At 66.2% G+C, this 13,239-nt stretch carries 10 protein-coding genes; 1 reads left to right on the top strand and 9 read right to left on the bottom strand.

Features of this window, described 5'->3' with window-relative positions; translation table 11 throughout:
- The first annotated feature begins 41 nt into the window (after positions 1-41).
- Positions 42-701 (top strand): response regulator, encoded by a 660-nt coding sequence (locus tag METUNV2_RS0105805; protein ID WP_018228544.1) that lies wholly within the window; start codon positions 42-44, stop codon positions 699-701.
- Between the two features lies 1 nt (position 702).
- Here METUNV2_RS0105805 and METUNV2_RS0105800 read toward each other — a convergent pair whose 3' ends face one another.
- The 9 genes from METUNV2_RS0105800 to METUNV2_RS0105760 form a co-directional block, all read right to left on the bottom strand.
- The gene (locus METUNV2_RS0105800; protein WP_018228543.1) at positions 703-2,601 is read right to left on the bottom strand and encodes a hybrid sensor histidine kinase/response regulator; all 1,899 of its coding nucleotides are present in this window, start codon (positions 2,599-2,601) and stop codon (positions 703-705) included.
- 110 nt (positions 2,602-2,711) lie between these two features.
- Positions 2,712-4,679, bottom strand: coding sequence for a TonB-dependent receptor plug domain-containing protein (locus tag METUNV2_RS0105795; RefSeq protein ID WP_018228542.1), 1,968 nt, complete (start codon positions 4,677-4,679; stop codon positions 2,712-2,714).
- A gap of 183 nt (positions 4,680-4,862) precedes the next feature.
- Entirely contained in the window at positions 4,863-5,525 is a 663-nt protein-coding gene (locus METUNV2_RS0105790) for a LutC/YkgG family protein (protein ID WP_018228541.1), read from the bottom strand.
- The gene (locus tag METUNV2_RS0105785; protein WP_018228540.1) at positions 5,522-6,952 is read right to left on the bottom strand and encodes a LutB/LldF family L-lactate oxidation iron-sulfur protein; all 1,431 of its coding nucleotides are present in this window, start codon (positions 6,950-6,952) and stop codon (positions 5,522-5,524) included. Before METUNV2_RS0105785 ends, METUNV2_RS0105790 begins: the two co-directional genes overlap by 4 nt.
- A 1-nt stretch (position 6,953) precedes the next feature.
- Positions 6,954-7,718, bottom strand: coding sequence for a (Fe-S)-binding protein (locus METUNV2_RS0105780; RefSeq protein WP_026187912.1), 765 nt, complete (start codon positions 7,716-7,718; stop codon positions 6,954-6,956).
- A gap of 4 nt (positions 7,719-7,722) precedes the next feature.
- Positions 7,723-8,736: a D-alanyl-D-alanine endopeptidase gene (gene pbpG / locus METUNV2_RS0105775; RefSeq protein WP_018228538.1), complete on the bottom strand. Its 1,014-nt coding sequence runs from the start codon at positions 8,734-8,736 to the stop codon at positions 7,723-7,725.
- A gap of 102 nt (positions 8,737-8,838) precedes the next feature.
- On the bottom strand, positions 8,839-9,978 hold the full coding sequence (locus METUNV2_RS18965; protein WP_036271175.1) for a patatin-like phospholipase family protein: 1,140 nt from the start codon (positions 9,976-9,978) through the stop codon (positions 8,839-8,841).
- Between the two features lie 90 nt (positions 9,979-10,068).
- Positions 10,069-12,342: an NADP-dependent malic enzyme gene (locus METUNV2_RS0105765; protein WP_018228536.1), complete on the bottom strand. Its 2,274-nt coding sequence runs from the start codon at positions 12,340-12,342 to the stop codon at positions 10,069-10,071.
- A 174-nt stretch (positions 12,343-12,516) separates the two neighbouring features.
- Entirely contained in the window at positions 12,517-13,230 is a 714-nt protein-coding gene (locus tag METUNV2_RS0105760; protein WP_018228535.1) for a transglycosylase SLT domain-containing protein, read from the bottom strand.
- Between the last annotated feature and the right edge of the window lie 9 nt (positions 13,231-13,239).

The following is a 13,239-nucleotide window of genomic DNA, read 5'->3' as shown; positions in this document are numbered from 1 at the left end:
GCATATAAAATCGGGGCCATTCCTTGACGGATGCCCCACCCATGCAGGTAATGATCGTCGAAGACCAGCCCCTCGTGGTCGAAGGGCTGCGCAGCGTACTGGCCGAGGTCGACACCGAACCCGACATCCGCTGCGCGCTGCTCGCCTCGCGCGCGCTCACCCTGTTGCGCACCGGCTGGCGGCCCGATCTGGTGATGCTGGACCTCAATCTGCCGGACGCCGAAGGCACCACGCTGCTGGTGCAACTGCGCAGCGAATTCCCGGACGTGCCGGTGGTGGTCATTTCAGCCCAGGACGACCGCCAGACCATCACCGAGTCGATCGACCACGGTGCGATGGGTTTCATCTCGAAAAGTTCGACCACCGCAGTGCTGGTGAGCGCGCTGCAGCTGGTGCTCAAGGGCGGCATCTATGTGCCTCAGCAGGTGCTGGACAACGCCGCCCACCCGCATCCGCCGCGCCCGTCCATCCAGGACCTGGCCGACATCGGCCTCACGCCGCGCCAGATCCAGGTGCTGCAGCTGATGATCGAAGGCCTGCCGAACAAGCTCATCTGCCGCGAACTGGGCATTTCGGACGGTACCGCGAAAACCCATATCTCGACCATCCTGCGGCTGCTCAATGTACGCAACCGCACGCAGGCGGTGTTCGCGCTGTCGCAGATGGGCATACGGCTGCCGCGGCGCGCCGGCAAGGACTGAATCAGTCCTCGTCGGCCGCGTCCAGCAGGCTGCCGATCACCGCGTCGAGCACCACTGGCCGCACCGGCTTGGCCACCAGCGGAATGCCGTGCGCCTCCAGTTCGATCTCCAGTTCGCGGGTGGCGGCCAGACCGGTCATGATCAGCGCCGGAATGTGTTCGCCGAATTCGCGCCGCAGCGACAGCACCGCACGCAGCCCGTCGCTGTCAGGGCCCAGCTGGTAGTCGCTGATGATGAAGGCCGGTGCGCCGGCCTGGCGCAGCTGGCGCAGCACGAATCCGGCCGAGGTGCCGGCGATCACATCCACCCCGAGCGAATGCAGCAGCTGCTGCAGCGACTGCAGCAGCGCGGCGTCGTCGTCGATCAGCGCCACCCGCTGCCGGCTCAGCCGGCGCAGACCGGACAGTTCGTCCTCCGGCGGGGCTGAAGCGAGCGCCGGCGCCCGTGGCACCTGCACGCTGAAGGTGGAACCGCGCGCCGGGCGCGAACGTACGCTCACCGTATGGTCAAGCAGCGCGCACAGCCGACGCACGATGGCCAGCCCCAGCCCCATGCCTCGACCACCGCTGCCCGGATCGATGCCGGGCAGCCGGACGAATTCGTCGAACACGTCGTCCAGCCGTTCTGCCGGAATGCCCTGACCGCTGTCGCGCACCTCGATGCGCACGCTGACATCCGACACCCGGCGCGCCCCGATCAGCACCCGGCCGTGCAGGGTGTAGCGCAATGCGTTGGACACCAGATTGGCCAGCACCCGCTCCAGCAGCAGCGGATCAGAGCGGCACCACAGCCGGGTCGGATGCAGCACGAAAACCAGCCCCTTTTCAGCCGCCTGCGCCTCGAAGGTGTGGCGCAGGCTGTCGAACACCCGCTCGAGCGGAAATTCGGTCTGCCGCGGCTGGGTGGCACCGGATTCCAGCCGGGCGACATCGAGCAGCACGTCGCGCATGTTCTCCAGCTTCATCGACGAACGTTCGAGCCGCACCAGCAGCGCGCTGCTCTCGGCATCGCGCAGGCGGAGCTTGAGCGTGCGGATGTCCAGGCCCATCGCCATCAAAGGCTGGCTCAGATCATGCAGCAACGCATCGACGAACTGGGTCTTGGCGCGGCTGGCCTGTTCGGCCACTTCCTTCTGCGTCTGCAGCTGGGCGGTGGCGTCCTGCACCCGGCGCTCCAGCTCGGCCCGGGTGCCGCCCAGCGTCACCGCCATCCGGTTGATGCCGTCTTCCAGCACCTGCAGGATGCCGCGCGCACCGGTGCGGGCACGCGCCGAGAAATCGCCCTGTTCAATGCGCCGCACCGTGTCGGCCAGCGAACGCACCGGCGCGGTCACACCGTCCGACAGCGCGCGCGCCAGCAGGCCGGCCAGCACCAGCCCGCCCAGCGTGATCAGCGCGGCGCTCCACATCAGTTCGCGCTGCGCCTGCCGGCTGCCGGCCCGCGATACCTGCAGCACCACCGCGCCCAGCCGGCTGACGCCGGGCAGCTCCGCGCTGCCGTCGTCGAACATCGGATCCGGCTTCGCCTGTTCGCTGAACACCGGCGCCGCGAACAGGTGGTGCGCGTCCGAACTTTCCAGCCGCACCGGCGCCCCCAGCCCGGCAAACGATTCGGGGGCCGGCAGCCGCACCACACCAGCCCGCACCAGTACTTGCCCGTCACGGTCGAACAGCACCACGCCATCGACGTCGCGCTCGCGCAGCGCAGCGTCGGCCAGGGTCTGCAGGATGTCGGAATTGCCCGCGAACAGGCCGTACTCGGAGGCCGGTGCAAGGCTGGCGGTGAGCAGCAGCGCGCGATCGACCAGGGCGCGGTCGATGTCGGCGATACGGGTGGAAGTGAAATGAACCGCCAGGGCAAGCGCGATCAGCACCGACGGCAACAGCGCCGCCAGCAGCACGCGACTGCGGAATCCGAGTCGATTGAACCCGAACCGACCCTGCACTCCGCCCCCTTCCGGTAGACCGCCTGTTTATCCGGCGATCATCATAAGGGATAGACGGACGCGCTTCAGAACCAGCTCGAGCGCAGCGTCAGCAGGGTCTGGCGGGCGACCTTGTTGAACGGCACCCGTCGCGCCTGGTCGTCGTTGAAAGTTTCGTAGCCCGGCCCGATGTCGGTGACCGACAACGCCGCCTCCCACAGCATGTCGCCGCTGCGGAATTTCCTGGCCACCCGCGCATCCAGCGTCTGGTAGCTGTCGACCGGCTTGCTGCCGTTCAGGAAGTTGGCGGAATTGACCCCGTACAGCGTGGCCGATACCGACCAGTCACGCGGCAACTGTTCCATCCAGGTCAGCGACCAGGTGGAGGACGGCGCGGTACCGGCGTAGCAGGTCTGGCCCGGATCGCACACCGGATTGGCGCTGATGCGCGGCAACGCGTGCGACCACCAGATTTCACGCCCCTCGCCACGCCAGCGGTACTGGTACTCGAACCCCCGGATGGTGGCGCCCGGCCCTTCAAAGTAGGAGCGACCGGCATTGCGGAAAGCGGGATCGACGAAGCGTGTTTCGGTGATCAGATGATCGAAGCGCTCGTGGAAATAGCGCACTTCGAGCGACGAGGCGCCGAAGCGGCCGACATAGCCGATTTCGGTCGAATCCAGCTGTTCCGGATCGAGATCCGGCTGTCCGACATAGGTACGCTGCACGCGCCCCTGGTAACGGGCGGGCAGGAAGGGGATCAGTTCGCGGTAGATGAAACGCGAATCACCGTAGGCCTCGATCAGCGATGGCTGGCGGAAGGCGCGGCTGACGCCCGCCTTCAGCGCATGATCCGGCGTCAGATGCAGTGTGGCGAACAGGCGCGGCGAGGACTGGTGGCCATAGCCCTCGAAGCGCTCGATCATATTGCCGGCGTTCAGCGTAAGCAGGCTGTTCGGTCGCCATTCGACGTTGGCCGATACCCGCAGCAGCTTCTGCGATTCGCTGCCGGTGAAATAGAACATGCGGGCCGACTGCAGCCTGTCCTCGCGGTGTTCGGCGCCCCAGGCCACCCGCCAGCCGGCCGCCGGCGAGAACTGGTGCTGGAAATCGAAGTTCTCGCGCGTAGCGGTGCGGTTGTAGTCAATCGGCAGGCGCAACGGGCCGAGGACGCCGAACCACTCTTCCTGGCCCTTGTCCTGGTTCTGGTAGTAGCCGACGGACCATTCGTTGTCGACCGAAATGCTGCGCCGGAAGCGCAGATGCACGAACCAGTTGTCGGTGCGTACATCGCGGAAGCCATTGCTGTTGTCGCGGTTGCCGGCCACGCCCAGCGGATAGCCGACACCACGCGAACCCGAACTCTGGCCGGCCATCAGGCTGATTTCGTCCGACGCATTGAGCGTCAGATCGGCGCGCAGCGTGGAGGCATTCAGCCGCGCATCGTCGTAGCGATGCTCGAAGCCCTCGTCGCCCAGGGTGCGCGCATTGATGGCGATGCTGAGCGGGCCGAAGCTGCGACGCAGCCGCGCCGAGGCATCGGCCACATCGCGGCTGCCACGGGTCACCGAGGCAATGGCCGACGGGCCGTCTAGCGCACTGCGGGTAACGATGTTGACCACGCCGGCCACCGCATTCGAGCCATAGGTCGCCGCATTGGAACCTCGCACGACCTCGATCCGCTCGATTTCGTCCATCGTCAGCGGCAGCGCATCCCAATCCACGTAGCCGTACAGATAGGGCGAATAGACCGAGCGCCCGTCGATCAGCACCTGCATGCGATTGGGGTTGAGCGTGCCGAGGCCATGGTAGAACAGCGCCGGCGAATGGCCGGTGTCGCTCATGATGTTCATGCCCGGTACCAGGCGCAGCAGCTGGGGCAGCCGGCGGTAACCCAGACGTTCGATGTCTTCGCGGGTAAACAGCGTGACCGCGCCCGGCGCATCGTCGATGCGCTGCGGCATGCGGGTCATCGACAGCACCACCGGCAGCGTGTCGTCGAGGAAAGGACTTTCCGGCTCTTCACTGGCCTGCGCTGCGGACGATGCGGTCAACGCAAACAGCAGGCTGGAAACCAGGCGGCGGGGTGGAGAACGGCGTTTCGGTGTTACGGGCATGTGCAGCGTCGGCGAAAGATCGTCGGGGCGCGACCGCACGGGCCGGACCGGAATGACATGATTATCCCGGTAAATCGCGCTTACAAAAAGGGCCTGACCGGCCTCACGGCCGGGCCACCGTCAGCCAACGACCAGCAGATGCACCCGGAATGGTCCGTGGGCACCCAGCACGATCACCTGTTCGATGTCTGCGGTGCGCGACGGGCCTGACACGAAATTGACCGCGCGCGGCCAGCCTCCGGCCCCACCGCTGCCCCACTCCTGGCGCGCGTCCGCCCAGGCCGCTTCCATGTCGGCCACGATGTGGCCGGACGGCACCACCGCGATATGGGTTTCCGGTAGCAGGCTGTTGACCGGCGGCATGTCGACACCGGAGCGCAGCATCAGCGTGCCGGTTTCGGCGATCGCGCGGAAACAGCCGGTCACGCCCACCCTGTCGTCGCCGTCAGCCGCCCCCGCGCGCGCCTGCAGACCGGCGGCCGACCAGTCGAGATGGGCCAGCGGCGGTGCCACCACCAGACCGGTCGGCAGCGACTGCCCGGCCAGCCAGCGCGCACAGTGCGCGGGCACGTCAGCTTCGGTCACGCAGCGATCGACCGTGGACAGCATCGCCCGCGCGCGCTCGATGAAACGCTCGATCAGTGCGTCGGCCGATGCCCGTGGCCCGCACTGGCGCGCCGCAATCACCGCCTCGACCCGCGCCTGCGCCTCGGCGCGCGTAGCCTCGGTACGGCCGAGCTGACGGCGCAGCCGGCCGAGAATGTCGTCGCGCGTGCCGCTCACCTTGCGCCTCCCCGGCTCTTCGCCCGCTGGCGTTCAGCGTGGAGTTCGCGGAAGGTTTTGGCTGCCGGTGCCGGAAAATCGCGCTGCGCCGTCCAGCCGGGTGCCAGCCCCATGACCTGGATGCGATCCCGGCCGTCGGCCAGCCAGCGCAGATAGCGCACGCCGATGCGGCTGGCCAGCGCATACAGCTTCGGCCGGCCGGCCACCCAGGCCCAGGCGCGCAGCGCCAGTCGCTCCGACCACGGCCGCAGCCCGCGTTCGACCTGCTTTTCGCGCAGCCGGCGCATCAGTTCCGGCAACGGTATCGATACCGGACAGACCACGCCGCACTGGTTGCACAGCGTGGCGGCGTGCGGCAGATCCTTCGCCTTTTCCAGCCCCTGGTACAGCGGCGTGAGCACCGAACCCATCGGCCCCGGATACACCCAGCCATAGGCATGCCCGCCCACGGTCTGATACACCGGGCAGTGGTTCATGCAGGCGCCGCAGCGTATGCAGCGCAGCATGTCCTCGAACTCGCTGCCGAGCAGATCGGCGCGGCCGCCATCGACCAGCACGAAATACATGTGATCGGGGCCATCCGGATCACCGGCGTGCTTCGGCCCGGTCAGCATGGACACGTAGTTGGTGAGCGCCTGCCCGGTGGCCGAGCGCGGCAGGATGCGCAGCAGCGTGGACAGGTCTTCCAGCGTCGGAATCACCTTCTCGATACCGGTCAGCGCGACATGCACCCGCGGCAGCGTGGTGCACAGCCGGCCATTGCCCTCGTTGGTGACGATGGCCACCGAGCCGGTTTCGGCGATCAGGAAATTGCCACCGGACAGGCCCATGTCCGCAGCGAGGAATTCCGGCCGCAGCACCGCGCGCGCCTCGTGGGTCAGCGCCTCGATATCGGTCTTGGGCGGCGTGCCGTGCACCCGCGCGAACAGTTCGGACACCTGCTCCTTCGACTTGTGAATCACCGGCATGATGATGTGCGACGGTGGCTCGTTATCGTTGATCTGCAGGATGTATTCGCCGAGATCGGTCTCCACCGGCCGCACGCCGGCGGCTTCCAGCGCGGCATTCAGCCCGGCTTCTTCCGACACCATGGACTTGGACTTCACCACGGTGCGTACGCCGTGGCGCTTCGCGATATCCGCGATCAGCTCGCAGGCGTGCTCGCCGTCGCGCGCCCACAGCACGGTGGCGCCGCGCTCGGTCGCTTTCGCTTCGAAGCGCTCCAGCCACACGTCGAGATCGCGCAGCACGCTGCGGCGTATTTCGGTGGCGCGCTGGCGCACCGCGTCGAAATCGGAAAAGGCGGCGACCGCCGCCGCGCGCGAGGCGGCATTGCGGCCACGGGTACGCTTCAGGTTGCGCTGCAGTTCGTCGTCGTCCAGGCGCTCACGCACCCGTTCGACGAAATGCATGGAGCGGATGTCCATGTCAGCCGCCCTCGCCGTCCGGCCCGGCCAGCAACTCGGCGATGTGGATCACCTCGGTCAGTTCGTCGCCGCTGCGCCGCAGCCGGCCTTCGATATTCATCATGCAGCCGAGGTCGCCCAGCGCCACCGCATAGGCACCGGAGCCGCGTATGGATTCGCACTTGCGCTGCACGATGGCGCCGGAAATGTCCGGGTACTTGACCGAGAACAGGCCACCGAAGCCGCAGCACTCCTCGCAGTCGCGCATCTCGATCCGGCGCACGCCGGGCATGCTGTCCAGCAGCGCGCGCGGCTGCGCCTTCACGCCCAGTTCGCGCAGGCCGGAACAGCAGTCGTGATAGGTGACCGAGCCACTGAAGGTACCGGACACCGTGCTCACGCCGGCCACATCGGTCAGGAACTGGGTCAGTTCGAAGGTTTTCGCGGCCAGTGCCTCGGCCCGGGCGCGCCACGCCGGCTCATCGGCGAACAGGTCGGCGTAATGCACTTTCACCGTGCCGGCGCAGGAGCCGGACGGTGCCACCACATGAGGAAAGGACTCGAATTCGGCGATCAGCTTGCGCGCCAGCGCGCGCGCCGCCTCGCTGTCGCCCGAGTTGTAGCCGGGCTGGCCGCAGCAGGTCTGGCTGTCCGGCACCACCACGGTGTAGCCGGCGGATTCAAGCAGCCGGATCGCGGCGAACGCGATCGACGGCCGCATCAGGTCGACCAGGCAGGTGACGAAAAGTCCGACTTCTCCCCGACTGCCCGGCGCGACCCCGGACACGATGTCAGCCCTGACGGGGGCCGTGCTGGGCGAGCTGTTCGACCCAGCGGCGGATGCGGTTGGCGTCGCCGATGCGGGTGAGCTTGCCCCAGGAATCCAGCAGCACGATGACCACCGGCTTCTGGTTCATCCAGGCCTGCATCACCAGGCATTTGCCCGCCTCGTTCGTGAAACCGGTCTTCTGCAGACCGATTTCCCACTCCGAACTGGACACCAGCGCATTGGTGTTGTTGAAACGCATCATGCGGCCATTCACCGCGAAGAAGCCGTCGCGGGTGGTCGAGAACTCGCGGATCAACGGGTAGCGTGACGAAGCGGCGACCATCTTGGCCAGATCGCGTGCCGACGACACGTTGTGCGGATTCAGACCGGTGCTGTCGAAGAAACGGGTATCGATCAGGCCCAGATCCTGCGCCTTGCGGTTCATCGCGGCGAGGAAGGCCGGACGGCCGCCCGGGTAATGACGCGACAGCGCCGAGGCGGCGCGGTTTTCCGACGACATCAGCGCCAGGTGCAGCATTTCCTCGCGGGTGAGGCGGGTGCCGACCGACAGGCGCGAACGGGTGCCCTTGAGCTGGTCGACATCCTCATCGCTCACGTCCAGCACTTCGTCCAGCGCGGGCTTGCTGTCCAGCGACACCATGGCGGTCATCAGCTTGGTGATCGAGGCGATCGGCACCACGGCGTCGGAATTGCGCTCGAACAGCACTTCGCCCGAGCTCTGGTCCTGCACCAGCACCGCGGTGGATTTGACGTTGGGCAGGCCGAGCGCGTCGATGTCGCTGACCGAGATTTCACGCGGAGCGGCGACTGCGGCGACGGACTTGCGGGAGGTTTTCTTGATGCTGGCCTGCTGAACGCGGGCCTGGGAGGTGTTCTTCTTGGCGACCTTGGCGGTTTTCTTGCCGGCCTTGGTCTGGGAGGCGGTGGTCTTGGCAGTGGCGGCTTCGACCGTCGGGGCGACGGTGAGGCCGAGCGCCAGCGCTGTGCAGCTGACCATCAGGACCTTCAGGAACATGCGTTTGACCCCTGCTGGCGTATAGATCGAGGTCGGAGTTTACCTTCTGACATCAATTTATCAAACGAAAATAAGAGCCTGGAAAGCATTCTTAGCCTGGGTTCACGATCGTGACGCAGTCGCCACCGGTCCACTTTCCACGCCCAGGAAGGCACACACATCGTCGGCACGCGCCATGGTGTCGCGATAACCGAGGTCGATCAGCGCCCGGGTGAAAGGCTTCTCGAACAGCAGGTAACTGGCCAGTCCGCCGCCCGCACGCCGGGTACCGCCGATGCCGCCCAGCAGCGTACGCACCCCGATAGGCAATGCATCGACATGCCGGGCAGCGATATCGTCCAGCCGTTCCGACGGCGCGATGACCAGGGTTTCGATCGGCCGCAGCGGCAGACCCATCTGTTCCATCACCTGCGGCGGCACCCGTCCCAGAATGTCGTTCACCCGCTGCAGCTGCTCGATGTCGATCATGAGCTGGTCGAGGAAGATGCTGGCCAGCGCGTGGCCGGCCACCTGGGCCAGCGAGGGGTAACCATCGCCGCGGCGGCGGGTGTCGTGTTCGCTCATGCGCCCCACGCCGACGATGAAAATGCGCTCGGCGCCCAGATGCACCGCCGGACTCATCGGTGCAAGCTGGCGCATCGAACCGTCGCCGAAGTACTCGCGGTTGAGCTTGACCGCCGGAAAGATGAAGGGCAGCGCGCTGCTGGCCAGCAGGTGTTCGACCTTGAGCGGGGTACGTGTGGAGGCACGCTGCATGCGCTTCCACGGCTCCATCCCCTCCCCGCCCTCGAAGAAAGCCACGCTGTCGCCAGAGGTGTAGCCGGAAGCGGTGATCGACAGTGCGTACAGCGCACCGCGCCGTATCGCGCGGTCTATGCGTGAGAAGTCGAGCTTGTCAGACAGCAGTTCGCGCAGCGGCGTGTTGTCGAGCAGTGATTTCGGATAGCGCTCAACCGCCCAGCCCAGCATCAGCGCCATCAGCCAGCGGGCGCCGGTCTTGCCGATGCCCCAGGGATCGGCGCGATACACCTGGCCGGCCTCGAAATTGCGCCAGATGTGCAGCAGGTTATCGACCGCGTCGCCGAAGTCCTCGCTGTAGACGCCCAGCGCGGCCGCGTTGATCGCACCGGCCGAGGTGCCGCACAGGATGGGAAAGGGATTGATGCGCGGGTCAGGCAGCAGTTCGCGCACCGCGGCCAGCACGCCGACCTGATAGGCGGCGCGCGCGCCGCCCCCCGACAACACCAGCGCTGTCCTGCCTCGCTGCACGCCGCGCCCTCCCCTGTGCGGGCAGCCAAATGGCTGCCCGGAAGCGCACTGCGGTGCCCGGGGTCAGCGGTTGTGGCTGGCCTCGACCACGGTCAGTGCGGTCATGTTCACGATGCGCCTCACCGTCGCCGTCGGCGTCAGGATGTGCACCGGCTGTTTCGCGCCGAGCAGGATGGGGCCGATGGTCATGCCCTCGCCCGCGGCGGTTTTCAGCAGATTGTAGGAAATGTTGGCCGCATCCAGCGTCGGAAAGATGAGCAGATTGGCTTCATCCTTCAGACGCGAGTTCGGGAAGATGCGGTTGCGGATGTCGGTATCCAGCGCCGCATCGCCGTGCATTTCGCCTTCGACCTCGAGATCCGGGTGCCCGGCGTGCAGCATGCCCAGCGCACGCCGCATCTTTTCCGCGGTGGCGGTGTTCTCGGAGCCGAAATTGGAGTGCGACAGCAGCGCGATCTTCGGCTGGATGCCGAAACGGCGTGCTTCCTCGGCGGCCAGCACGGTCATTTCGACCAGCTGTTCCGCGGTCGGGTCGTAATTGACGTAGGTATCGCACAGCATGACGGTACGACCCGGCAGGTTCAGCAGATTCATCGCGTAGAAATTGCTGAGACCGTCCTTCAGGCCGAGCACGTTGCGCACGAAATGCAGGTGGCGCGCAAAGTTGCCGAAGGTGCCGCAGATCAGGCCGTCGGCGTAGCCCAGACGCACCAGCAGCGCACCGATCAGCGTGGTGCGGCGGCGCGCTTCCATCTTCGCGTAGTCGACCGAAATGCCCTTGCGCTCGGTCAGTGCGTGGTAGGTGGTCCACAGCTCCTTGTAGCGCGGATCGTTCTCCGGCGTCACCAGTTCGAAATCGATGTCCTGGCGCAGGCGCAGGCCCAGCTTCTCAATGCGGCCCAGCACCACTTCGCGGCGGCCGACCAGTATCGGACGGGCCAGACCTTCGTCGACCACGTTGCGCACCGCGCTCAGCACGCGCTCATCCTCGCCTTCGGCATAGATGATGCGCTTCGGATTGCGCTTGGCTTCGGCGAACACCGGCTTCATCACCAGACCGGAAATCCAGACCAGATTGTTCAGCTGCTGGTGGTAGGCCTCGAAGTCCTCGATCGGACGCGTGGCGACACCCGAATCCATGGCCGCCTTCGCCACCGCCGGCGCGATCTTGGTGATCAGGCGCGGATCGAAGGGTTTGGGAATCAGATACTCCGGGCCGAAGGACATCGGCTGCTCGCCATAGGCGGCGCGCACGATTTCGCTCTGTTCGACCTGGGCCAGTTCGGCGATGGCACGCACCGACGCGAGCTTCATCTCTTCAGTGATCGTGGTCGCGCCAACATCGAGCGCACCGCGGAAGATGAAGGGGAAGCACAGCACGTTGTTGACCTGGTTCGGATAGTCCGAACGGCCGGTCGCGATCACCGCGTCGTCGCGCACCGCCTTCACCTCGTCCGGCATGATTTCCGGATTCGGGTTGGCCAGCGCCAGAATGAGCGGACGCGGCGCCATCTGCTTCACCATGTCCTGCTTCAGCACGCCGCCGGCCGACAGGCCGAGGAACACGTCGGCATCGCCGATCACGTCAGCCAGCTTGCGGGCATCCGTGACCTTGGCGTAGCGCGCCTTGAGCGGATCCATCTCCTCGACCCGGCCCTGGTACACCACGCCCTTGATGTCGGTCACCCAGATGTTCTCGATCGGCATGCCGAGCAGCACCAGCAGATCCAGACAGGCGAGCGCAGCGGCACCGGCACCCGACGTGACCAGCTTCACCTGCTTGATGTCCTTGCCGACCGCCTTCAGACCATTGAGCACCGCGGCACCGACCACGATGGCGGTGCCGTGCTGGTCGTCGTGGAAGACCGGAATCTTCATCCGCTCGCGCAGCTTGCGCTCGATGTAGAAACACTCGGGCGCCTTGATGTCCTCGAGGTTGATGCCACCGAAGGTGGGCTCCATCGCCGCGATGATGTCGACCAGCTTGTCCGGGTCGCGCTCGTCCAGTTCGATGTCGAACACATCGATGTTCGCGAACTTCTTGAACAGCACGCCCTTGCCTTCCATGACCGGCTTGGCGGCCAGCGGTCCGATCGGACCAAGGCCGAGCACCGCGGTGCCGTTGGTGACGACACCGATCAGGTTGCCGCGGGCGGTCATCTGGCTGACCTGGAGCGGATCGGCCACGATTTCCTCGCACGCGGCGGCAACGCCGGGCGAGTAGGCCAGGGAGAGGTCCTGCTGGTTGGTCAGGGCCTTGGTGGGAACGACGGAAATCTTGCCCGGGGTGGGCTTGCGGTGGTAATCGAGTGCAGCGTTGCGAAAGTGCTCGTCCATATGAACAGCAACTCCTCCGGTCGAGTGGCATCACCCTGCACCCGATGCCGCGCCTGATGGGCGAGGCATGATGCAGTGCGAAAACCGGAGATTTTAGCCGTTTGGCGCGTCGAACGGGCTGTGGTTAACCGTCGGACACGCGAGTTCCGCATCCGGCCAGGCGCCGGAAGGCCTTCAGAACGCGACGGAAGCGGTCTGGGTGCGCGGTCCGAACACCGCGGCGAGGCGACGGTATTCGGCCATCACCTTGTTGGAATAGATCTGGTCCGGATCCTCGATCGAGCCGACATAGCGCTGCAGACCGCCTTCGACCGAACCGGTGGCGCGGATGTATTCGCGCAGCACCTGGGCGCCGACGAAAATGCTGGTCGTGGGATCCAGCAGCGTCGCTTCAGGGCCGAACTGCGCCAGCTTTTCCGGATGGTATTTCGGAATGACCTGGGTCAGACCCTGCGCGCCCCAGGCACTCTCGGCGGTCGGGTTGAAGGCGGACTCGACCGAAATCAGCGCGACCATCAGCAGCGGATCGATCTTGTAGCGATTGGCCGCTGCATAGATGTCGGTGACGTACTGCTCGACCGCGACTTTGGCCACGCGATGGCGGCGCGACACGTGATCGGCCACGTTCTTCTGCAGCGAACTCAGCGTCGTGGCCGTTGAAGCGGACACCGGTTGCACTTCGTCGGCGCCGTCGGCTGCTGGCGTGCTGACCGCACCCAGCAGAGAGAACTCCGGCAGCGAGGGCAGCATGCGCGGCGTCAGGCCGGCTTCGGCCACACGCAACACCACGAAGGCGCTGACCATGAGGCCGACAGCGAGCAGACCACCGTGCGCAAAATGCAGCACGACGGCCGCGGCGCCCTTCAGGACGGACAGGAACTTGTTCATTCAGCACTC

The organism is Methyloversatilis universalis EHg5 (assembly GCF_000378945.1).
GTDB lineage: Bacteria > Pseudomonadota > Gammaproteobacteria > Burkholderiales > Rhodocyclaceae > Methyloversatilis > Methyloversatilis universalis_A.
The sequence above is the reverse complement of the archived record's forward strand: the minus strand, read 5'-3'. Positions and strand labels throughout refer to the sequence as shown.